This window comes from Puia sp. (genome assembly GCF_035546395.1).
Classification (GTDB): domain Bacteria; phylum Bacteroidota; class Bacteroidia; order Chitinophagales; family Chitinophagaceae; genus Puia.
The window spans coordinates 106,783-129,368 of record NZ_DASZXR010000019.1; the positions used below are offsets into that span (position 1 = coordinate 106,783).

20 protein-coding genes are annotated in these 22,586 nt (G+C 55.1%); 7 read left to right on the plus strand and 13 right to left on the minus strand.

What is annotated here, in order from left to right; translation table 11 throughout:
* Window positions 1-5: 5 nt before the first annotated feature.
* Window positions 6-1,922 carry an acetate--CoA ligase gene (gene acs, locus VHE34_RS26740; protein WP_325593745.1) on the plus strand — a complete coding sequence of 639 codons (1,917 nt, stop codon included), beginning with the start codon at window positions 6-8 and terminating at the stop codon, window positions 1,920-1,922.
* A gap of 28 nt (window positions 1,923-1,950) precedes the next feature.
* Here the strand turns inward: acs and VHE34_RS26745 are convergent, their stop codons facing one another.
* The 5 genes from VHE34_RS26745 to VHE34_RS26765 form a co-directional block, all read right to left on the minus strand.
* Window positions 1,951-2,502 carry a L,D-transpeptidase gene (locus tag VHE34_RS26745; RefSeq protein ID WP_325593747.1) on the minus strand — a complete coding sequence of 184 codons (552 nt, stop codon included), beginning with the start codon at window positions 2,500-2,502 and terminating at the stop codon, window positions 1,951-1,953.
* A gap of 77 nt (window positions 2,503-2,579) precedes the next feature.
* Window positions 2,580-3,434, minus strand: coding sequence for an outer membrane beta-barrel protein (locus VHE34_RS26750; protein ID WP_325593749.1), 855 nt, complete (start codon window positions 3,432-3,434; stop codon window positions 2,580-2,582).
* A 23-nt stretch (window positions 3,435-3,457) separates the two neighbouring features.
* Window positions 3,458-4,510 (minus strand): hypothetical protein, encoded by a 1,053-nt coding sequence (locus VHE34_RS26755; RefSeq protein ID WP_325593751.1) that lies wholly within the window; start codon window positions 4,508-4,510, stop codon window positions 3,458-3,460.
* A gap of 6 nt (window positions 4,511-4,516) precedes the next feature.
* On the minus strand, window positions 4,517-5,002 hold the full coding sequence (locus VHE34_RS26760) for an RNA polymerase sigma factor (RefSeq protein ID WP_325593753.1): 486 nt from the start codon (window positions 5,000-5,002) through the stop codon (window positions 4,517-4,519).
* A gap of 91 nt (window positions 5,003-5,093) precedes the next feature.
* Window positions 5,094-5,297 carry a hypothetical protein gene (locus VHE34_RS26765; RefSeq protein ID WP_325593755.1) on the minus strand — a complete coding sequence of 68 codons (204 nt, stop codon included), beginning with the start codon at window positions 5,295-5,297 and terminating at the stop codon, window positions 5,094-5,096.
* A 241-nt stretch (window positions 5,298-5,538) separates the two neighbouring features.
* On the opposite strand from VHE34_RS26765, the gene kbl reads away from it, so the two are divergent.
* Complete coding sequence (gene kbl, locus VHE34_RS26770; protein WP_325593757.1) at window positions 5,539-6,729, plus strand: glycine C-acetyltransferase; 1,191 nt, start codon at window positions 5,539-5,541, stop codon at window positions 6,727-6,729.
* Window positions 6,730-6,875: 146 nt separating this feature from the next.
* On the opposite strand, the gene VHE34_RS26775 is transcribed toward kbl, so the two are convergent.
* Window positions 6,876-7,256, minus strand: a complete 381-nt coding sequence (locus tag VHE34_RS26775) for a RidA family protein (protein ID WP_325593759.1) — start codon at window positions 7,254-7,256, stop codon at window positions 6,876-6,878.
* Between the two features lie 175 nt (window positions 7,257-7,431).
* On the opposite strand from VHE34_RS26775, the gene VHE34_RS26780 reads away from it, so the two are divergent.
* The 4 genes from VHE34_RS26780 (at window position 7,432) to VHE34_RS26795 (ending at window position 10,684) form a co-directional block, all read left to right on the plus strand.
* Window positions 7,432-8,064, plus strand: coding sequence for a 3-hydroxyacyl-CoA dehydrogenase family protein (locus VHE34_RS26780; protein ID WP_325593761.1), 633 nt, complete (start codon window positions 7,432-7,434; stop codon window positions 8,062-8,064).
* A gap of 7 nt (window positions 8,065-8,071) precedes the next feature.
* On the plus strand, window positions 8,072-8,743 hold the full coding sequence (gene tsaB / locus VHE34_RS26785) for a tRNA (adenosine(37)-N6)-threonylcarbamoyltransferase complex dimerization subunit type 1 TsaB (protein ID WP_325593763.1): 672 nt from the start codon (window positions 8,072-8,074) through the stop codon (window positions 8,741-8,743).
* A gap of 192 nt (window positions 8,744-8,935) precedes the next feature.
* Window positions 8,936-9,208: a metalloregulator ArsR/SmtB family transcription factor gene (locus VHE34_RS26790; protein WP_325593765.1), complete on the plus strand. Its 273-nt coding sequence runs from the start codon at window positions 8,936-8,938 to the stop codon at window positions 9,206-9,208.
* A 72-nt stretch (window positions 9,209-9,280) separates the two neighbouring features.
* Window positions 9,281-10,684, plus strand: a complete 1,404-nt coding sequence (locus VHE34_RS26795; RefSeq protein ID WP_325593767.1) for an MBL fold metallo-hydrolase — start codon at window positions 9,281-9,283, stop codon at window positions 10,682-10,684.
* Between the two features lie 21 nt (window positions 10,685-10,705).
* On the opposite strand, the gene VHE34_RS26800 is transcribed toward VHE34_RS26795, so the two are convergent.
* The 4 genes from VHE34_RS26800 to VHE34_RS26815 all read right to left on the minus strand — a co-directional run bounded on the left by VHE34_RS26800 (window position 10,706) and on the right by VHE34_RS26815 (window position 16,429).
* Window positions 10,706-11,374, minus strand: a complete 669-nt coding sequence (locus VHE34_RS26800; protein ID WP_325593769.1) for a response regulator transcription factor — start codon at window positions 11,372-11,374, stop codon at window positions 10,706-10,708.
* A 192-nt stretch (window positions 11,375-11,566) separates the two neighbouring features.
* Window positions 11,567-12,475 carry a lysophospholipid acyltransferase family protein gene (locus VHE34_RS26805; protein WP_325595499.1) on the minus strand — a complete coding sequence of 303 codons (909 nt, stop codon included), beginning with the start codon at window positions 12,473-12,475 and terminating at the stop codon, window positions 11,567-11,569.
* Window positions 12,475-13,923 (minus strand): RapZ C-terminal domain-containing protein, encoded by a 1,449-nt coding sequence (locus VHE34_RS26810; RefSeq protein WP_325593771.1) that lies wholly within the window; start codon window positions 13,921-13,923, stop codon window positions 12,475-12,477. Before VHE34_RS26810 ends, VHE34_RS26805 begins: the two co-directional genes overlap by 1 nt.
* A 49-nt stretch (window positions 13,924-13,972) precedes the next feature.
* On the minus strand, window positions 13,973-16,429 hold the full coding sequence (locus VHE34_RS26815) for an outer membrane beta-barrel family protein (protein WP_325593773.1): 2,457 nt from the start codon (window positions 16,427-16,429) through the stop codon (window positions 13,973-13,975).
* Between the two features lie 298 nt (window positions 16,430-16,727).
* Here VHE34_RS26815 and VHE34_RS26820 point away from each other — a divergent pair, with 298 nt between their 5' ends.
* Window positions 16,728-18,725 carry an FUSC family protein gene (locus VHE34_RS26820; protein ID WP_325593775.1) on the plus strand — a complete coding sequence of 666 codons (1,998 nt, stop codon included), beginning with the start codon at window positions 16,728-16,730 and terminating at the stop codon, window positions 18,723-18,725.
* On the opposite strand, the gene VHE34_RS26825 is transcribed toward VHE34_RS26820, so the two are convergent.
* From VHE34_RS26825 to VHE34_RS26835, 3 genes are read right to left on the minus strand one after another with little or no spacing between them, the layout of a single operon-like run.
* Window positions 18,670-20,526: a 2-oxoacid:acceptor oxidoreductase subunit alpha gene (locus VHE34_RS26825; RefSeq protein WP_325593777.1), complete on the minus strand. Its 1,857-nt coding sequence runs from the start codon at window positions 20,524-20,526 to the stop codon at window positions 18,670-18,672. The genes VHE34_RS26820 and VHE34_RS26825 overlap by 56 nt on opposite strands.
* Window positions 20,527-20,574: 48 nt before the next feature.
* Entirely contained in the window at window positions 20,575-21,810 is a 1,236-nt protein-coding gene (locus VHE34_RS26830; protein WP_325593779.1) for an ABC transporter permease, read from the minus strand.
* An 11-nt stretch (window positions 21,811-21,821) separates the two neighbouring features.
* Window positions 21,822-22,571 carry an ABC transporter ATP-binding protein gene (locus VHE34_RS26835; RefSeq protein ID WP_325593781.1) on the minus strand — a complete coding sequence of 250 codons (750 nt, stop codon included), beginning with the start codon at window positions 22,569-22,571 and terminating at the stop codon, window positions 21,822-21,824.
* Between the last annotated feature and the right edge of the window lie 15 nt (window positions 22,572-22,586).

Sequence of the window (22,586 nt, forward strand, 5' to 3'; positions counted from 1 at the left end):
GCAATATGAGCAGTTATCCCTATCAGATCCGGTCCCTCGAGCAATATCGGTCCGAATATAAAAAAAGTGTGGAAGATCCGGAAGGTTTCTGGGGAGACATCGCTGACAATTTCCAGTGGCGCCGCCCCTGGGATAAGGTGTTGGAATGGAATTTTAAGGAGCCCAACGTTCGCTGGTTCTCCGGGGCACAGTTGAATATAACCGAAAATTGCCTCGATCGCCACCTGGCAGAGAAAGGCGACCAGCCCGCCATTATCTGGGAACCCAACGAACCGGAAGAACATTATCGCATCCTGTCTTATAAAGAGCTGCACAGTAAGGTATGCCAGTTCGGCAATGTATTGAAGAACAACGGGCTGAAGAAGGGCGACCGGGTCTGTATCTATATGCCGATGGTGCCCGAGCTGGCCATCGCCGTGCTGGCCTGCGCCCGCATCGGCGTCATCCACTCGGTCGTATTCGGCGGCTTCTCCGCTCAGAGCATCGCCGACCGTATCCAGGACGCGCAGTGCAGCCTGGTGATCACCTCCGATGGCGCCCACCGCGGCAATAAGCAGATCCCGCTGAAATCGGTCATCGACGACGCGCTGGTACAATGCCCCTCGGTGAAAAAGGTCATCGTCCTGACGCGTACACGGGTTCCCGTAAGCATGATCAAAGGCCGCGACGTATGGTGGGAAGATGAGATCCGCAAGGTCGAGACCCAGGGCAATCCCCCCTGCCCGGTCGAGACGATGGATGCGGAGGATCTGCTCTTTATCCTATATACTTCCGGCTCCACGGGTAAGCCAAAAGGCGTCGTACATACCTGCGGCGGCTATATGGTCTTTACGAATTACAGCTTCGTCAATGTCTTCCAATATCAGCCGGGGGATGTCTACTTCTGTACGGCGGATATCGGCTGGATCACCGGCCACAGTTATATCGTATACGGACCCCTAAGCGCCGGCGCCACCACGCTGATGTTCGAAGGCATCCCGACCTGGCCCGATGCCGGCCGGTTCTGGGACATCGTCGATAAGTTCAAGGTGAATATCATCTATACCGCGCCGACGGCTATCCGGAGCCTGATGGGCTTCGGGCTCGACTACGTGAAAGGGAAGGATCTCGGCAGCCTGCGGGTGTTGGGCACGGTCGGCGAGCCGATCAACGAAGAGGCCTGGCATTGGTACCACGAGAATATCGGCAAGGGCCGCTGCCCCATCGTGGACACCTGGTGGCAGACCGAGACGGGCGGTATCCTCATTTCCAACATGGCCGGCATCACGCCCGAAAAGCCGGCACATGCCACCCTGCCCCTCCCCGGCGTTCAGCCCATCCTCGTCGACGAAAAAGGCGAGGAGCTGCACGGCAACAATATCAGCGGGAATCTTTGTATCAAATTCCCCTGGCCGTCCATCATCCGCACCACCTATGGCGACCATGAACGCTGCCGCACTACCTACTTCGCCACCTATCCCAATCTGTATTTCACCGGCGACGGCGCCCTTCGCGACGCCGACGGGAACTACCGCATCACCGGCCGCGTGGACGACGTCCTCAACGTCAGCGGTCACCGCATTGGAACCGCCGAAGTGGAGAACGCCATCAATATGCACACCGGAGTCGTGGAAAGTGCGGTCGTAGGCTATCCCCACGATATAAAAGGGCAGGGGATCTATGCTTATGTGATCTTCAACGGTAGCAAGACCGACGACGAATCCATCCGGAAAGATATCGTCCAGACCGTCGCACGTATCATCGGACCCATCGCCAAGCCGGACAAGATCCAGCTGGTCAGCGGACTGCCCAAGACCCGCAGCGGAAAGATCATGCGGCGGATCCTGCGCAAGATCGCCGAAGGCGAAATGCAAAATCTGGGGGATACGACCACGCTGCTGGACCCCGCCGTGGTCGAAGAGATCAAGAATGGAAGACTTTAATGTACAATCGCCGGCCGAAGGCCGGCACTCAATGCTGAATGATCACTTTCGCTCCTACAGGAGTGATATTATACACCTCATCCATATCCTCATTCTTTAGCGACACGCACCCATTCGTCCACATCTGGTACGCATCGACCGCATTCTCATCATGCGGCCATGTCCCATGGATCGCGATCCCGTCGCCCATCTTCGCACTCCTTGGGATCAGCCCCTTGGCCTTCCGCTCATTGAACTTGGCGACGTCGGCCGCCGTCGGATAGTCCAGGTCCATTATCTTCGACCATTTCTCATGCGGGCGCTTGGACCGGATATGAAAAGTGCCTTCCGGCGTTTTCCGGTCTCCCTGCACCATCTTATCATCGAGGGACTTGCTGCCAAAGACCGCGGGATACGTTGCATACCAGCCGTCTTTGTCATACACCTGCAGTTCGTAGCTGGATTTCACCACCACCAGGTACACTTCCCCATCCAGGTGCGGATGGAACCACCGATGGCTGGCAGTGCGGTGATGCGCGTCGCGGAAAGAAAAAAGGGTGATTACCAACAGGCTTCCAAGAAGCATTTTTCGGGACCTCATAACTCGGCTTTTCTTACCCAACGAAAAGGACGCCGGTTTATTGTGGTCCGGCACGGACCACAATAAACTCCCGGATTTTACCAATTTCCGATCCGCACTCCGAAGTTATACGGCACCTGGTCCAGCCCCCGGCCAAAAATACTCTTGGTCGCATAGCTTCCGTAAAAATTGACCCATCCCAGCTGGAGCTCGCCGATATAGGATATCTTCCAGGAGTTGATGTCGAAATCGTTGAAGATCTTCTCCTTCCCATGCTCATGACTGATCAGCTTCTGCCGGGAAGAATAAAGATAGCCAAAGCTGGCCCCCGCGCTGAACCCGAACGGATGCCGCCGGTGAGGCGTGAAATTGAAATTGAGCATTACCGGGATCGTGGCATAATCCGTCGCAAGCTTATTCTTGCTGTACTGGATCGTATCCATGATCACCTTCGTCGGATTGGTGAGATAGCGGATATTGTATTCGTAACGGTAGTTGTTGAGCTCGATACCGACGCCATACTTCAGATTCAGCCAGTGATGGATCAGGTTGAAGCGCTGCATGAAGATCCAGATATTGACGTCGACCGTCTTCGGCAGAATGCCATAGCGGTTCTTGAACCAATCCTTGTTCGCGCCCGGTGCAAACTGTTGCGCGGCGGGACTGGAATACATCGTTTTGTCATTCATGCTCGCCAATCCGAGATCGACGATGCCCCAGTTGGTGCTGACGTTCGAAGGGTGATAGTAGTTGTGATGCCGGCGGGTCTTGATGCGCAGCGACGGCACGTTACCGGTGAAATCCCTTGCTCCGTTGCGGATGATCAGCAGGTTGCCGACGCGAATGGTGTCGCCTTCGGGGCCTTTGAGCTTTTCGACGCCTGTCGTATCGTTCTGTGCCCGGCAGGTAAGGGCAAAACAAATTCCCGCCGTAAGTAATAATACCCGGTTCATACATTCCTTTTTTTTGCAATGAGTTATTTTAATGCCACCTGGAAGGCGCTGATCAAAACCTCCTTCTGCCCGTCGTCATCACGATCGGCCGTCTTTCCCAAGGTGCGGGATACCTTCCGGAGAAGGCCCCGTAGTTTGCTCTTGCCGGCAGGAGCGGCAGCAACCATGTCCTTTGTCTCTTCCTCCTGCTGCTCTTCAAGCAGCGCCTGGGTGGCGAAGGAGGATTGTTCCTTTGGAATATTGACGGCGGCAACAGTCGTTGCCGGCTTTATCAAGGTCCTTTCGGCCAGGTCCGGCTTTACCTCCGCGACAAGCGCGGGATCGCCGGCGTGATTGGTGATAAGGCCGTTCGTATTCGTGGAGACCGTCGTCACCTGCGCAACCTCCTGCCGTTGCACGGCGACCTCGGGAGTCTTTTCCACGGACGCCGGAACGGGTGCCTTACGCTGTGGGTTCCGCCCGGCCGGATCGTTCTTCGCGATCACTTTATCCCGGCCCTGATCATCGCTTCCTGTAGAATATAACGGCGCAGGCTTCCGGGGAGTTACAACGGCCGGTACATTTTTCTTGACCGGTGGCGGCGGCGCTGCCGCTACCCGGCGCTGGTCGGTATGCTGTCCCATCAACAACAGCAGCGCCACGAGTCCCAACGCCGCGGCAGCAACACCCGCACGCATCCACGGAAGATACACCACCCTCCGCCGCCCGGAACGATAAAGGCTTTCTTTATGAGGAAAGACGATCGTGAGATCGGGCTGACTAACGGTCATCGACAACTGCTCCAGCTCAAGCGCCTTCGAAGGATAGCGCCCGACGAACTCTTCCACCGACAGACGGCCGGGAGCATCAAGCTCCCCGTCGACATAGGAAAGGAGGTCCGCCTGCAAAAGCGTCTCCTTGCCCGGGAATGTTTCGTGGGGATCGGCATCGACCCGGCATTGGAGAAGGGTCTCCCATTCTTCCTGCACATCGGGATTTCCGGCCACAAACCGCTCCACAGCCGACTTCGCCGATGCCGACAACTCGTTGTCGACATACAGCAGGAAGTATTCTTCGTAATTCTCTCTCGTGATCATGGCTCCTTAGATTAAGTTTTCCAATTTAACCAGGTAGTTCTTCAACTGGATTCGCGCGCGATGCAGATAGACCTTTACCTGGCTCTCATTCAGCCCGGTGATCTGCCCGATCTCGCTATAGGAATACCCTTCGTAATCTTTCAACAACACCAGCGAGCGTTGCGTCTCGTTGAGCCTCGACAGAGCCTCTTCCAATGCCTTCTTCAGATGATGCACCGGCGCAGAGCTGACCTTGGCTTCCTCCCGGAATTCTTCCCGGAGCTGAACCCGCTTCGCCTTCCGCAGATGATCGATCATCTGGTGATAGGCGATCGTGAAGAGATAGGATTTGCTTTTTTCCACCTCTACGCCTTCCCGGTTCTTCCAGAGCTTCTCAAATGCCGATTGGACCACGTCCCGGGCATCTTCTTCCTGGCGAAGATTCTTCAGGATGAAGCGGTAGACGTTGTCCGCATAAAGCCTTACGCATTCATTGTAGTCTTTCTCTGTCATAAGCCATTGGTAATACGATGATAGACAAAAGAAAGTTACAGCCCTAAACCCATTTTTTGGAAAAAGGTGGATGACAGGCTCGATTGAGCTGCTAATGGTTGGAGACCAATAAGTTGTGCGTCAGGGATTCCCAGAGGATCACCTCCGTTTTAGTCTTGCCGGAAGGACATTTACTACCCTCGCAGTTCGAGTCCTCGGTATTCGAAGCACGGCCGCGAACATAGGAAAAGAGCACCAGGCTGACGGAAACCACCAGACAAAGGACGAACAACCGGATGTACTTATTTCGAGTCATAAAAAAGTCGGACAGGAGTCCAAATGATCAGACGAAGATATATCAAAAATGTTACAGGTGGGCAAAAATTTAGCTATCCAACCTAATAGATGAACAGTCAACTACTTACCTTTGGCGGAACCGGGTAGAACCCGGTTCGTATGCGAGGCGCAAGCCGAAGCATACCGACATAAGCGGAATTGCTACAAAAAATTATATTTTCGCGCGGTTTTTTGTAGCAATTCATAAAACAAAAGACTCCATGAACTCCTCCTTCGTAAAACGCATCGCAACCGAGCTGGAAGAGATAAAAGCTTCCGGCCTGTTCAAAACAGAACGCATTATCGAAAGCCCCCAGGGCGCCGAGATCGTCGTAGGCGGCCGGAAAGTGCTGAATTTCTGCGCCAACAACTACCTGGGTCTTTCTTCCCACCCCGCCGTTATCGAGGCCGCACACAAGGCCATCGACCGGCGCGGCTATGGCATGAGCAGCGTTCGTTTCATCTGCGGCACGCAGGATATTCATCGCGAGCTGGAACGCAAGATCGCAGCATTCCTCGGTACCGAGGACACGATCTTGTATGCCGCCGCCTTTGACGCCAACGGCGGCATCTTCGAACCCCTCTTCGGCGAACAGGATGCGATCATCTCCGACGAGCTGAACCATGCCTCCATCATCGACGGCGTGCGGCTTTGCAAGGCAAAAAGGTTCCGCTATAAGCATAATACGATGGCCGATCTCGAAGAACAGCTGAAGGCTTCGCAGGATTCCCGCAGCCGGATCATCGTCACCGACGGCTCCTTCAGCATGGACGGCACCATCGCCCAGCTGGACAAGATATGCGACCTCGCCGACCGCTATGACGCCATCGTCATGATCGACGAGAGCCACTCCTCCGGCTTCCTCGGCAAGACAGGCCGCGGGACCCACGAGCACTGCGGGGTCATGGGAAGGATAGATATTATTACCGGAACCCTGGGCAAGGCGCTCGGCGGCGCCAGCGGCGGCTTCACCAGCGGAAAGAAAGAGATCATCGAGATGCTGCGGCAGCGGAGCCGGCCCTATCTCTTCTCCAACAGCCTCGCCCCCTCCATCACCGGCGCTTCCATCGCCGTACTGGACATGCTCAGCGAAACGACCGCGCTGCGCGACAAGCTCGAATACAACACCACCTATTTCCGGAAGAAAATGACGGAAGCCGGTTTCGATATCAAACCCGGCTCGCATCCCATCGTGCCGATCATGCTTTATGATGCCGTCGTAGCCCAGAACTTCGCCTCCCGCCTCTTACATGAAGATATATACGTCATCGGCTTCTTCTTCCCGGTAGTGGCAAAAGGCCAGGCCCGCATCCGCGTCCAGCTCAGCGCCGGACACGAACAGCACCACCTCGACAAGGCGATCGCTGCCTTTATAAAAGTTGGAAAGGAGCTTGCAGTTCTGAAGAATTAATATCATCTTGTGGAGCCCTAACCAGGCTCCTCATGGAAGACACCCTCGAACAACCCGAAACCTCCGGACACCCTTGTGCCAATGCCCTGTATGGTATCGCGGTGGCCGTCTTCCTTCCCAGGGCGATCATCGGGATGCTCGGATAGCTAAAGGCTCGCCACCATGCTGATCTCCACATTCACATTCTTGGGCAGTCCTTTCACCGCATAGGTCTCACGCGCGGGGAAATTGCCGGTGAAATATTTGCCATAGACGGTATTGATCTCACCGAACAGCGACATGTCGCTGAGCAGGATCGTCGTCTTTACCACATTGTCAAAAGTTGTGCCCGCGGCGGTGAGGATCCCGCGGAGATTGTGCATCACCTGGTGCGCTTCGTCCATAATGTCCTTCGCTTCGACGTTCCCCGTGGCGGGATCGATGGCGATCTGACCGGAGATAAAAAGCAGGTTACCGGCCTGTACGGCCTGGCTATAAGGCCCGATCGGGGCCGGGGCATTGGGGGTATTGATGATCTTGTTTTCCATGGTTCCAAAGATCGCGCCCTTCGGCCTTTTGGCAAAATTTTAGGCCTCGGGCGCGATGGCTAAAGACGGGCCTTCGGCTATAGCCGAGCATAGCGAAGGCTACGAACGAGCTGGAGCGTGTCGAAGCGGCTCCGGCGAAGTCCTCCTGTGGCTTGTTTTTCGGTAACTTCGCGCCATGATCATTGCCGCCATCACCGAAAAATATTCAAAAGAACAGTTGACGAAGTTCTTCCCGGGCGAAGGGATCGATTGGCGCCTCTCGCCTGCCATCCAGCCCGTCGATGGCGCGGGCATTTACATCGATCTCGATTTCGTCAACGAAAAGAAACGCTGTGAGGAGTTGAGCAAGCTGCAACCCGCGCTGATCATCGTCAACGCAGTGACGCCGACAACCAAAGACATCGGCTATCCCTTCGTACGCATCAATGCATGGCCGGGCTTCCTCGAGCGAAACATCCACGAGCTGGCCGTCGCAGACGAGACGGCGGCAAGCCGCGTCGCAACGCTGTATCGGCAGCTGGACCGCGACTATCGCATCGTACCGGATGAACCCGGGATGATCAGCGCCCGTATCCTTGCGGCGATGATCAACGAAGCGTTCTTCACCTGGGAAGCCGGGGTAAGCACAAAGGAAGAGATCGACACCGCCATGCGGCTGGGCACCAACTATCCACTCGGTCCATTCGAATGGAGCGACCGCATCGGCCCGGGTCAGATAGCCGGTCTGCTCGGGGCATTGAGCAGAACAAACCCGGCATATGTACCTTCCGCTGCCCTCCTCGAGGCAGTCGGAAAAATTAAAATATGATTAAAAGATGGCGTTAATCCTAAATATCGATACGGCCACAGGGAAGGCCGGCATCTGTCTTTCACAAGAAGGGAAAGCACTGGCGCTTGCAGAGAATTTGACCCAGAAAGAGCATGCAGCCTGGCTGCATCCGGCTATTGAACAAATGATGCGGCAGACCGGTTACCGGCTGCGTGACCTGCAGGCCGTTGCCGTCAGCGCGGGACCCGGATCATACACGGGGCTGCGCGTGGGAATGGCCGCCGCCAAAGGGTTTTGCTTCGCTCTTGACATTCCGCTGATCGCCGAAGATACCCTGCGGATCATGGCTTTTGCAGCAAAAGAACAGCTTCCCGATATAGACCTGCTATGCCCGATGATCGACGCCCGGCGCATGGAAGTATTCACCGCCGTATATCAAAACGATGGCACAGCCCTGCTACCCTCGACAGCCATGATAGTCGAGCCAAATAGCTTCGATCCCTGGCTGCAGGATCATACAGTGTCGTTTTTCGGTGATGGCAGTGGTAAGTGTAAACCTATAATAATCAATCCGCGAGCGCATTTCAGGAATGTCAACTATCATGCCGGGTATCTGGGCAATATGGCTTTTTTACGATATTTGCACAAGGAATTCACCGGCCTGGCGTACAGTGAGCCCGCTTATACCAAAGAATTCTACACTCATACAAGAAAATGACTATATCATCATATTAAGAAATTTTGCCCATTTTTTTTCAAAGAGTTGATCATAAATTTGCCGGACCTTTCTCGTATCTTCTTGAAATCCTTAAAACGGTAATCGCTCATGAGCTTAACGATGAACAATAATAGCTATTGGATGGTAGTAAATGCAGAGGGCTCTGACGGAGCTCCTGTAAAAGTTGATTTTTTGAATCTAAAGAAGGGCGCACTGATCTTAAGAGCACTCAATCACAAACTCCGTCAACAGATCATCCGTCTGCTGGATGAAAATAAAAAACTCACCGTCACCGAGATCTACGTTCACCTTCGCCTCGAACAATCTGTTGCCTCCCAACACCTTGCTATCCTTCGACGCGCAGGAATCGTAAAGACGCAACGCGACGGTAAATTCATTTACTACATCATCAACCATGATCGGCTTAGCGAGATCATGAAATGTGTGGACGAACTGATCGACTAGTCCCCTCGTACTGCAAGCTGGCTGACATCGAATTCGAGACAAAAAGGGTAAATTTGCAAAAATTGCCCCGTTATGTATATTCAGCAATTGTATACAGGTTGTCTTAGCGAAGCGGCTTACTATATTGATAGTGAAGGAGAAGCGGCCATCATCGACCCCTTACGCGACATCGACTCCTACCTGAGGCTTGCCCGGGAACGGGGCGCGACCATCAAATACATCTTCGAAACCCATTTTCACGCCGACTTTGTATCGGGTCACCTCGACCTGGCAAAGGCTACCGGCGCCCCTATCATTTACGGGCCGCGGACGGAAGCGAATTTCCCGATCCACCGGGCCGTCGACGGCGAAACATTCTCCCTCGGCGCCACGAACATCGAAGTCCTGCATACGCCCGGCCATACGGTCGAGTCTTCCTGCTACCTGGTTCGCAACGCCGACGGAACTCCTCATGCCCTGTTCACAGGCGACACGCTGTTTGTAGGCGATGTCGGCCGCCCCGATCTGAGCAGCGGCAATCTCAGCCAGGAAGAACTCGCGGGAATGTTATACGAATCTCTGCGCACAAAGATCCTTCCACTGCCCCAAAGCGTTATCATCTATCCCGCGCATGGTCCCGGCAGCAGCTGCGGCAAGAACCTCGGTCCGCACACCTTCAGCACGTTGAAGGACGAAAAGGAGACCAACTACGCTTTGCGGGAACAAACAAAAGAAGAATTCATCAAGGCCGTCACCGATGGCCTCATGGCCCCGCCGCAATATTTCTCCATCAACGCAAGGATCAATAAAGAAGGATACGATCCGCTGGATGAAGTGCTGGAAGCCGGACTGAAGCCGCTCGACCTCGCCGCCTTCAAGGACTGGATCGGGCAGGAAGCCATCGTGCTGGACACGCGCCGGTCGGATCTCTTCGTGAGCGGATTCGTTCCCGGCTCCATCAGCATCGGGCTCGACGGCCGGTTCGCGGAATGGGCGGGCAGCCTCCTCCCTTTTGACAAACCCATCGTCCTGGTGACCTCGCCCGGCGAAGAAAAGGAAAGCGTTATCCGTTTGGCAAGGGTCGGTTTCGACAAGATGAAGGGAGTCCTCGACGGGGGATTTCCGGCCTGGCGGGATGCCGGCGAACCCATCGACCTCATCATCGATATCGAACCCGACGAGCTGGCCATGGATATACCCTTCGACCCCAACTTGCTCGTCGTCGACGTAAGGCGGGAGACCGAATTCGCGGATGGACATGTGAAGGATGCGATCAATATCCCGTTACAGGACCTGACCGATCCCGGCAATATGGCCAACCTGGACGAGAAATACAATCTGTATGTCCATTGCGGCGGCGGCTACCGCAGCATCATCGCGGCTTCTCTTCTTAAACGTCAGGGGATCCACAACCTCCGGAACGTTACCGGCGGCTGGGGAAAGATCAAGGATCAGAAAGGGATCGAAGTGGTGAAGGAAAAGAGTGTGTTGAACTAAGAAGATACAGCCGTCGATCGATCAGTCCAGTTGCACGATCCCGTTCTTCACCGCAAACATCGCCAATCCCACTCTCGTGCGGACGTTCAGCTTTTCGAATAAGGCATCCCGGTAGCCATCGATGGTGCGCGGGCTGAGATACATCCGGTCGGCAATCTCCTTATAGGTCCATTCGGTACAAACAAGCTTCATGAATTCCAGCTCCCGGTCGTTTAACGTGAGCATATTGCGAAAATGCCGCTGTTCGGGTTGCTGCAACCGGCTGACGGTATCGATCAGCTTCTCCGTTATCGTTTCCGTATAATAGGAACCTTTGCCGGCAATGGAATCAAGGGCCTGCTCCAACCCGTGGGCATCGATGTCCTTTAAGACATAACCCTTGGCGCCGTTCTTCAGCATCCGTGCAACGGAGCTGTCGGTATCGGTCATGGTCAATGCCAGCACCCGGATTTCGGGGAAATGTTCCCTTAAATAGCAGGCGGTCTCATAGCCGTCCATTTCCGGCATGCCTATGTCCAGTAAGATGATGTCGGGACGGCGGGAGGTTTTCAATTGCCTGATGAGATCTTTGCCGTCGGAGGCTTCAAATAGAACATCGAACCGGCCAAAGCTGCGAATAAGACTGGCCAATCCGTTGCGAAGTAGTACATGATCGTCGACAAGTACGACTCCCGGGTTATCAGTTGTCATTATCCGGTGAAGGTTTAGGTTTAGGTAGACTTGTGGTGGATGGATACGGCTGACGACAGAGCCGGTCGTCTTGCTACTGATCAGGATGTCCTAAAACCTTTGGAGTCGGGCACGGAGATGTGCTACTAAGGATCACTTGTAGTAAATGTATTATAATTTCCTGATATGCCATAGCTCAGTGAAACTATTTACTCACGTAGTAGGGGTATTTTTTTCGTCGTCGATCCAGAAGGGTTGCAATTCCGGGTTCCAGCCAAATTTCCATCTTTTATGACTCCATAGCCAGCTATCGGGTTGCCGGCGAATAGCGTCTTCCAGTAACCGGCAATAGCGCCGGGTCAGCTCGCCCTCGGGGAGGACCCCAGGGTGTTCGGCAATGGTGATCAGCTCGGCGCGATAGTGGCCACGGCGGACCTTGTAAAAACGAACGAATATCGCCGGAATATCGGCGATGCGCGCACCTCTCTCGGGTCCCCGGACAAAGGGGGTTGGCCGGCCAAAGAAGTTGAGCCAGTAAGAGTTCTCCGGTCCCCCCGGCGCCTGGTCGGCTACCAGCGCGAGAATATATTGTTGGTTCCGGTAGGGCAGGATCGCGCGTTGCAGGCGCGTGGCAGGCAAGGGAATGGAGCCGGTGCGGCTCCGCAAATGCAGGAACAGGCGCTCGAATACCTTATTCTCGACGGGCATATAGGCCACCAGGAACGGATAGCGTGTGAGCCGGGGAATGGCGGCATTGCCGATCTCCCAGTTAAAGAGATGCCCGAGGTGGGCATGAAGCTTACGCCCCTGGTCATAATAATAGTCCAGCAGTTCGGGATTGTCGATGACCAGACGCCGCTCCAAAAAGTCCGGCCCCGCGGAAAGCAGCTTGAGGGTCTCGATGAAATTATCCGTGAAATTGCGGTAGAACCGCTTGGCAATTCGCAACCGCTCCGCATCGGTCTTTTCCGGGAACGCGATGACAAGGTTGGACAACACAACACCTCGCCGGTAACGGATCACCGCATAGAGCAGGAAGGCGATGCCGTCCGAGAACCCGTACAACAGCCACATCGGCAACAGGGATAGCCCGTATAGAACGCCATAGACAAGATAGTACATCACGGGTTGACCCAGTTTTTCGCTTCCTGCTCGATATGGTGCAGATCGATCTTCACATGGAATTTATTCCGCAAATGACGGGCAAGGGCGTCGGCCGCATAAACGCTGCGATGCTGCCCGCCCGTACAGCCAAAGTTCACCAGCAGACTGTCGAACCCTCTCTTGATATAGTCCTCGACCGAGATGTCGACGATATTATAAACACTGTTGAGGAATTCAGGCATCCGGGTCTGCTGCTCGAGGAAATCCTTCACCGGCTTGTCACGACCCGTCTGGGTCTTAAACTCAGGGATCCGCCCCGGGTTATGGATGCCGCGACAGTCGAACATAAACCCGCCTCCATTCCCGCTGTCGTCGGTCGGATGCTGCTTCTTGTAGGAAAAGCTGTTGATATGCACCACCAGCGGCGTTGCCGCTGTCGCCTGTACGGGTTCAAAACGCCCGATCACCTCATCCTGCACCATCAATCCAAGCAATCTTTCAAACTCCGGCAGAACGATCCCGACCTGCTTGTTCCCCAGGAACCACTTGAAGTTGCGCAGGGCCAGCGGAATGCTGATGAGGAAATGAGCCTTGCGTTCGAAGAGCCCCCGGAAACCGTAGGCGCCCAGCACCTGCAATAGCCGGATCAGCACATAGCCATTGTATTGACTCACGAACCGGTTACGATCGATGGTCTTGTCCAGGATCCCTTCCACACAGTCCATATAGTATTCCAGCAGACCGTCCTTCCAACTGTCGGGCAGCTCGGCCTTGGCTTGCCAGAGCAGCGAGGCCACATCATACTGCAGGGCCCCTTTCATGCCGCCCTGGAAATCGATAAAGTGTACGGCCTCGTCGCGGAGCATGATGTTGCGGCTTTGAAAGTCGCGGAACATAAAGTATTTGTGATCGACGTGCGTAAGATAGGTGCTCAGTGCCTCGAAATCATCGATCAGCAGTTCCTTGTCATAAGGGATCTGCAGGGTGTCGAGGAAATAATATTTGAAATAGAGCAGATCGCTCAGGATCGCCTGTTTGCCGAACTCCTTCGAAGTTATCGCCCAGCTGTAATCCAGCCCGGCATCCCCGAGTATCTGCAACCGCGCCAGCTGCGCGAGGCTTTTTTGAAAAAAAGAATAGACCCGGTCGTTGTGCCCCTGCTTCTCGAGTTCGCCCAGCAGCGAAAGATCGCCAAAGTCTTCCTGTAAATAAATGGTATAAGCGGCATTGACGGCAAAGATCTCCGGTACAGGACTGCCCTTCGCGCGGAAATGGCGGCTGTAATGAATAAAGGTCTCGTTCTCCCGGACATTATCATTGTAGGTGGCGATAAACGATCCAGCGGCCGTGCGAAGGCGGAAATACATGCGGTTACTGCCTGACTGGGGTATTTTCTCCAACCCGGTGACCGGCGCGTCGGAAAAGCCGGCAAAGAGGGTCCTGATGTCGTCGGTGATGACTTGCATAGCCGGTAAAGATAAGAAAACCAACCCGATTGAACGCAGCCGGAGCCATCTATTGGGCCGCCCGCTTGCTCTCCTCTTCGGAGCCCGTATTGCGCCGCCGCGCCCCCTTTAACTGTTTGTTGCCGAACCGGTAGGTAAAGAAAAGTTTCAGCTGACGGGTCTCCGACCCCCCCACGATATGCGTGTTCTGACCGGCGAAAACGCTGTTGCCCGTCCAGGTGAAACTGTGAAAGATATCGGACACAGAGACCTTCAACGATCCGCTGCCGCCAAAGACGGTCTTTTGCAAACCCGCGTCAAGACTCCACTGCGACGCCACGCGGAGCGTCGCCATCCAGACATTGGGCGAAGTATAATATTGATCGATCTCCCCCGTCCACCCCTTGCCGAACCGGACCATGTGTTGCGAATAGATAGTCGTATTGAAGACATTCAGATCTATCGTACGGCCCACCCCGAAATTAGCCTTGTTCAACTGGTAAAAGCCGGTGACATTGACGAACCCGCTGTACCATTTGAACTCGAAAGGATAATTGATCGCCAGGCTGCCAACATCCTGGCTGGCGAGGTTCTGCCGCTCATAGAGCGACTTCGATCCGTCGATCGTATCGAAGATCGAAGTCGCCAGGTCCTTTGTATGGCTGTAGTTGGCGGTCACGGTGAGCCTGTGACGCCAGCTGAACGTGAGTCCCACGCTATTGGTGTACTGTGGACGCAGCTGGGTATTGCCCCGCGAAAGGGTATAGTCGTCGAGCTTGAATTGGAAAGGGTTCAGGTACTGATAGCTTGGCCGGTCTATCCGCCGGCTGTAGTTCAGCGTCCATTGTTTCATCGGGTCCTTGTTAAAGGTCACCGAAGCACTGGAAAAGAGATCGGTATAATGCCGGTTGAACGTGGAATCATAAGGAACAAAGGGTTCCCCCGCCGGTCCGGCCGGATTTTCCTTGTAACCCGCCGAGACCCCCTTGCTGTTGGTGTTCTCGGCACGGAGCCCGCCGGTGATGACCCAGCCCTTCAGCGTCCGGGTGTAGTTGGCATACCCGGCATTGATGTTTTCCTTGTAGTCGAAATCGTTGCTGCTTAGGGTATCCATTACCGAATGACTGACGCCTCCGCCGTAGCTGACATCGTATTCTTCGAAATCGTTACGGGTGCTGACATAAGAGGACTTCATCCCCAGGCTCAGCTTTCCCCCGGCGAGGTTGGTCTCATAGTCGGCCTTGAACGTGTAGATATGGATGTCCGAGGGCGCGATCATATCATAATTGTGGCTGTACAACGGGATCTTGCCGGTGGAGTCGAAGTAGTCATTGGGCTGGTACTGGTTGCTGCGAAAATGATAAACACCATAATCGGCGTCGAAATTCAGCTCATGGCCGCTGCTGTCGGCAAAACGGTAATTGACGTCGAAGTTGACATGGTCGCGGGTGCCGCTCGTCCGGTTATCCGCCTGCAGCAGCCGCGCCGTTTGATTCGTTGGGACATAGACGATAGAAGTGCCGGCATTGCTGGAGATGCCGTACGCCGAGCTCAGTCCATTGACTATAAATCCAAGGGTGTTCTTCGGATTGATAAAATAATCGGCCCCGAATTTATAGTTGTGTGCATTGGTCGTGGTCACCAACACTGTCTTTTGAAGGAAGAACGTATCCAGCTGCGTCCTGTACTGGGTGGAATATCCCTCGTAAAGGGTGTGGTTGTAAGAGTATTCACCGAACAGGTTGATGTTGCGGTCCCGGTGATTGAAGGAGAAGGCGCCATTGTACTTGGAGTAGGTGCCGATACTATAACCCGCCGTTACCGACAGGTTCGTTCCATATGCCCCGTTCTTCTTCAGGCGGATATTGATGATGCCCGCGTTACCCGCCGCCTCGTATTTGGCGGATGGGTTGCTGATGATCTCGATGGACTCGATCGACGAGGAGGACAGGGTCCGCAGATAGTCGGCAAGATTGGTCGCGGAAAGATAGGTGGGCCGACCGTCGATGTATACTTGCACTCCATTCTTCCCACTGAGACTCAGATTATTGTCGTTGTCGACCGTTACGCCCGGCGACTTCCGCAGCAACTCCAGCGCATCGGAGCCCACCTCGTTGACACTGCCTTCGACGTTGAGAATAAGCTTGTCGGGCTTTACCTCCACCAGCGGTCTCCGGGCCGACACCTTGGCCTGCGTCAATTCTTTTGACGCGCGGACGAGCGTAAGCTGCGGTGCGGTTGTCAACCCCTCCGCTGTTATCACAAAAGATGCGGAATTTTGTGAAACGAAGCCGATATGTGAGGCGGTGATAAAATAACGGCCGGGCGTGATGGAAGAAAATTCGTATTCGCCGGATGCACCTGAAATGCTTAGTTTTACCAGGGAAGAATCCTTATCCCTTTTTAGAGCAACCGAAGCGTCTGATAATGGTTTACCCTTGTCGTCTCTTGCCAAGCCCTTTACCTGCTGAGCGTTTAGGCTTCCATAGGATAGGATGATCCCAAGGATCAAAGCAGGCAGTCTCATGTTATAGGCGTTGTAGGTTTTATCGGCAGCTGGCTAATGGTTAGTATCGATACGCGTAACAATACGCGTACAATATACGAAGAGCATGGATTATATAAAGCAATATAAGAGTTTTATCAACAGTCATTATCTAAATGGAGCTATACGTATTACCGTAGGCATCACATTACCTGCGATACTGCTCAGTCAGTTCAACAACCTGGGCGCCGGGATATCACTTTCTCTCGGTGCAATGTGCGTTGGGAACACCGATAATCCGGGGCCGATCCACCATCGCCGTAATGGTATGATAGCCTGCATGTTAATAATATTCCTCGTGACCTTGCTCGTCGACCTGGCCTCCGGTTCCCATATTTGGACAGGGTTGTTGGTGCTCATCTTCTGCTTTCTCTTTTCCTTCATTGGCGTATATGGCGCACGGGCAAGCTCCATCGGCGTCAATGCGTTGCTGGTGATGGTGCTGAATATCGATCGTCCGCACACACCCCTCGACAGCCTGATCACTGCGGCGTACGTGCTTGCCGGTGGTATGTGGTACACCGTTCTCAGCCTGTTGCTGTACAGCTTCCGGCCCTACCGCCTGGTTCAGCAGGCGATCGGCGACTGCATCCAGGCTACAGCGGGATACCTGCGGGTCAAGGCTGCCTTCTATGCCCGCGATACGGACTACGACGAGGACTACCGCCAGCTCGTGGAAAGCCAGGTCGATAACCATACCAAACAGGATCTCGTTCGGGAGCTCCTTTTCAAAAGCCGCAATATCGTGCAGGAATCGACCCATGTAGGCCGCGTGCTGATGATGATCTTTCTCGATATTATTGACTTTTTCGAAAGGATCATGACCTCACAACAGGATTACCGGATGCTGCACCGGGCCTTTGACGGTACGGAATTGATGCAGGATTGCCGCCGGCTGATCCTGCAGCTGGCCGCGGAGCTCGATGAGATCGGCATAGCGATCATGAGCGGGAAACCATCCGCCGAGAGTGGCGACCTTGCCGCCCGCATCCGCGAAGTGCGCGGGCAACTGGCGCAATACCGCGACAGGCACGGCGCCGTGGAGAACGCGGATGCGTTTTCCAGCATGGACGATATCCTGGACAGCATCGAAGACCTGGCCCTGCGCCTGCATACGCTGCATGGATATACGACATACGATCGCCGGCTGAGCCGGAATGTCACCGCGGAAGTGGACGTCGGGGAATTCGTCGCCCACACCGAGGTGGACCGGAAGCTGATCGTCGACAACCTCAATTTCAGTTCGGATATCTTCCGGCACGCGGTTCGCGTCAGCATCGCGACCCTGGCCGGCTATATCATCTCGGGTTTCCTGCCCTTCGGACATGGCTACTGGATCCTGCTGACGATCATCGTGATCATGAAACCGGTGTACAGCCTGACAAAGCAGCGGAATGTCCAGCGGCTGCTGGGGACCCTGGGCGGGGCCTTTGTCGGTCTGCTGATCCTGTATTTCATCAAGGACACGACGGTGCTGTTCTTATTGATGTTTGGGTTCATGATCATGACCTATGTCTTCCTCCGTACTAACTACCTCATCGCGGTGATCATGACCACGCCGTATGTGCTGCTGCTCTTCCACCTGCTTTATCCAACGGATTTCCGGACCATTCTCGCCGACCGGGTGATCGACACCGTCATCGGATCGGGGATATCCTTCGTGGCAAGCCTGCTGATCATCCCCAGGTGGGAACACGAACGCATCTCGGATTTTATGAGCGCCGCATTGGAGGCCAATATCGCCTATTTCAGGGATGTGGCGGGTTCTTTCCTCGGCCGGCCGGCCACCGTTCATCAATACAAGCTTTCCCGCAAGAACGCCTTCGTCGCGCTGGCCAACCTTTCCGATGCGCTTTCGCGGATGTTGTCGGAGCCCCGCCGCCAGCAGAAGAGTATCACCGAAATGCACCAATTCGTCGTTTCCAACCACATGCTTACTTCGCATATCGCTACCCTGGCCTATTATATGGATCCTTATGCCGCACAATATGCGGATAAAGCCTACGAGCCCGTGGTGGAGGATATCGTCTTCCGGTTGGAGCGGTCGGTCGACGTGCTGGAAGATAAGAATACCGCGATGCCCAGGCCGCCGGCGAAGGAATTGTTATTGGCATTGAATCAGAAGGCGCAGGCTTCAAAAGACTTCAAGCCCGTCGTCGATCAGTTCAACTTCATCTCGAAGGTGACAGCGGACCTCGCGAAGATCAGTCCGGCATTAGCCCTTAGTTATGGCCGCCGAGAAGCTCCCTCACCTTCACCACCAGCTCCGACTTCGTGATCGGCACGCCCATGATCTTGTTATAGCCCTTGGCATCGACCAGGAACTGGTCGCGGATGATCTTGATCAGCTGCCCATTGTTGATCTCGGGGATCAGCACATGCCGGAAATTGCGGATGATCTCCCCAAGATTGGCGGGGAAAGGACGCAGATAGCGCAAATGAGCATGGGATACCGCATAGCCGTCACGCTGCAGCTCGGCCACCGCACTCTTGATCGCGCCATAGGTGCTGCCCCAGCCAAGGACAAGCAAGTCGCCGTTCTCGGGACCGCTGTCAAGCTTTTGGGCGGGGATATGATCGGCTATCCGGTTTATTTTTTCTTCGCGGATCTTGACCATGTTCTGGTGGTTCTCGGGGTCATAGCTGACATTGCCCGTGACATTCTGTTTTTCCAATCCGCCGATGCGGTGCTCGAGCCCGCGCGTGCCCGGGATGGCCCAGGGACGGACCAGCTTTTCATCGCGCAGATAGGGCTGGAATATCTCTTCGCCTTCGGCGAGTTCCTTTTTGAACTTGACCTCGATGGGCGGAAGATCGGCGCTCTTCGGGAAACGCCAGGGCTCGGCGCCGTTGGCGATATATCCGTCGCTGAGAAAGATCACGGGGGTCATATGCTGGACCGCTATCCGGACGGCCTCATAGACGGCCTCAAAACAATCGCTGGGAGTCGAGGCGGAGATGACCGGCATGGGGCATTCGCCGTTGCGGCCATAGTAAGCCTGCAGCAAATCGCTTTGTTCGGTTTTTGTCGGCAGACCCGTGGAGGGCCCTCCTCGCTGGATATCGCAGATGACCAGCGGGATCTCCATCATCACAGCAAGACCCATGGCTTCGGCCTTCAACGCCATCCCGGGGCCCGAGGTGGTCGTTACGCCCAGTGAACCGCCGTACGATGCGCCAATCGCCGAGGTGATCGCGGCGATCTCGTCTTCCGCCTGGAAGGTGCGAACGCCAAAAGACTTATGCCGGCTAAGATCGTGCAGGATATCGCTGGCGGGGGTAATGGGGTAGGAGCCCAGGAACAGGGGCAGGCCGCTTTTCTCCGAGGCGGCGACCAACCCGAATGCAAGGGCCTGGTTACCCATGATGCTGCGATACACTCCCGCCGGCATCTTCGCCTTTTCCACGCGATAGGTGGTGGTGAAGGTCTCGGTAGTATCGCCGAAATTATAGCCGGCTTGCAGAGCCCGGAGATTGCTCTCGAGAATCTCCGGCTTCTTGCCGAATTTATCTTTCAGGAATCGGGTGGTGGTCTCCATATTCCGGTTGTACATCCAATACAGGAAACCCAGGACGAACATGTTCTTGGCGCGGTCCTTTTCCTTGGTGCCCATGGTAATGTCCTTCAACGCCTCCCGGGTCATTTTGGTGACGTCCATTTTGCACACGGTATAGCCGTCCAGCGAATGATCCTCCAGCGGGTTGACCCCGTCCGGGTAGTTGGCCAGCCGGAGGTTCTTCTGGTCGAATCCTTCCGTGTTGGCAATGATCGTCCCGCCCTTTTTCAGACTCTTCAGATTGGCTTTCAGGGCCGCCGCATTCATGGCCACGAGAACATCGGATTCATCCCCGGGCGTAAAGATGGCGTCGCTGGAAAAGCGAAGCTGGAAACCGCTGACGCCCGGAAGCGTACCCTGGGGGGCGCGGATCTCGGCAGGGAAATCGGGGAACGTCGCGAGATCGATCCCAAGTAAGGCGGTGTTGTTGGTGAACTGGCTTCCGGTAAGCTGCATGCCGTCGCCGGAGTCGCCGGCGAATTTTATGACGACGTCGTGTAGGACTTCCTCTTTTCGTTTCATATTGAAGGCAAAGTTACGATTAGACAGAGATAAATATAAGCAAAATCCCTACTCATACCGCAACGCCTCGATAGGATCCAGCCGGCTCGCCTTCTGCGCCGGATAATACCCGAAAAAGACGCCCGTAATGGCGCAAACAAGGAAGGAAAGGACAATAGACGGCTCCGTCACCAAAGTCGGCCATTTCAAAAAGAAGGTGACCAGCCAGGCCGAGCTGACGCCCAGGATGACCCCCAGCACGCCGCCGGTAAGGCTGATGAGGATCGCCTCGGTGAGGAATTGCAGCAGGATATCGACGCCCCGCGCCCCGATGGACATCCGGAGCCCGATCTCGCGCGTGCGCTCGGTAACTGATACATACATGATATTCATGATCCCAATGCCGCCCACCAGCAGTGAGATACCGGCGATGACGGCCAGCAGGACGGTCAGCAGCTGGCTGGTGCTGCTGAAGGTGTTGATCAGCTCCTGCATGGTGCGCACCGCGAAATCGTCCTCGTCGGAAGGTTTCAGCCGGTGCGTCGTCCGGAGGATATTGGAGATCTCGTCCGAGGCGGCCGTGGTTTTTGTCTCGTCAATGGCGGAGGCATAGATATTCTGAACGAAAATGGTGGAATGGGCCGAGGCCAGGATGCGGCGCTGTACGGTCGTGAACGGCGCGATGATGACATCGTCCTGGTCCTGACCGAAAGCGCTTTCCCCTTTCGGGGCCAGGGTGCCGATCACCAGCAGGGGCACATTGCCGAAACGGATATATTTTCCGATCGGGCTTCCGCCGGTTGGAAAAAGATTCGTGATCACCGTCTGCCCCAGCAGGCAGACCTTGGACTGTGTCTGGACATCCCGGTCGGTAAAGGCCACCCCATCCTGTACGGGCCACTGGCGGATGATTGTCAGGTAGTTGGGCTGAACCCCCTGGATAGTGGTCGGCCAGTTGTTATTGCCATAGATGGCCTGTCCCTTGGCATTGGCCATCGGGGAGACCGCGCTGAGATCCGGAGCCTGCTTTTGCAGGGCCTTTACGTCGTCGAGGGTGAGTGTCTGCACGTTGGTGGCGTCCAGCCTTGCACCCGCCGAGATATTACTGTTGGGCCGGATAATGATCATATTGGAGCCCATGCCCGAGAGCTGGCTTTGGATCGACTGCTTGGAACCCTGGCCGATGGCCACCATGGCAATGACCGAGGCGACGCCGATGATGATGCCCAGCATGGTGAGAAAGGCCCGCAGCTTGTTGCGTTGCAGGGCCCTAAGGGCAATGCGGAGGAGATTGAAGAGACTCATACTGCAAACGTTTAATAGTCTTCCGTTTTGGGCAGGGATTCAAGCATTTGTCTCGCGCTCTTGCGGCTTTCGTTCGGGCTGTCCTTCATCACCTTCCCGTCCCGAAGCATGATGGTCCGGCTGCTGAAGGACGCGATGTCCGGCTCATGCGTCACGAATACGATCGTCTTGCCCTGGGAGTTCAGCTCCTGCAATAACGCCATAATGCTGTACGAGGTTCGCGAGTCGAGGTTGCCGGTCGCCTCGTCGGCAAGGATCATCACCGGTTCGTTCACCAGGGCCCGCGCGATGGCCACCCGTTGTTGCTGACCACCCGAAAGCTGGCTAGGCGTGTGATCCAGCCGGTCTCCGAGGTTGACCGCTTCAAGGCATTTTATCGCCCGCTCCTTCCGCTCCTTTGCGGTCAGCGCCGGGTTGTACAGCAGCGGCAGCTCGACATTCTCCAGCGCCGAAGTTCGGGGCAGGAGGTTATAGGCCTGGAAGACAAAGCCGATCTTGTTGTTGCGCAGTTTCGCCAGTTCGTTACGGCCCAGTTTGCGGACATCCACCCCATCCAGCAGATAGGCGCCGTCGGTGGGTTTGTCAAGACACCCAAGGGTGTTCAGCAATGTCGTTTTGCCCGATCCGCTACTGCCCATGATGGTCAGGAACTCCCCGGCAACGACGTCGAAGGAGACGCCCTTGAGGGCGCGAACCACCTCCGAGCCCATCCGGAACTCCCGCTTGATATCATGTAATTCCAATATCTTCTGATTGCTCATGGGATTGCTTTTAAG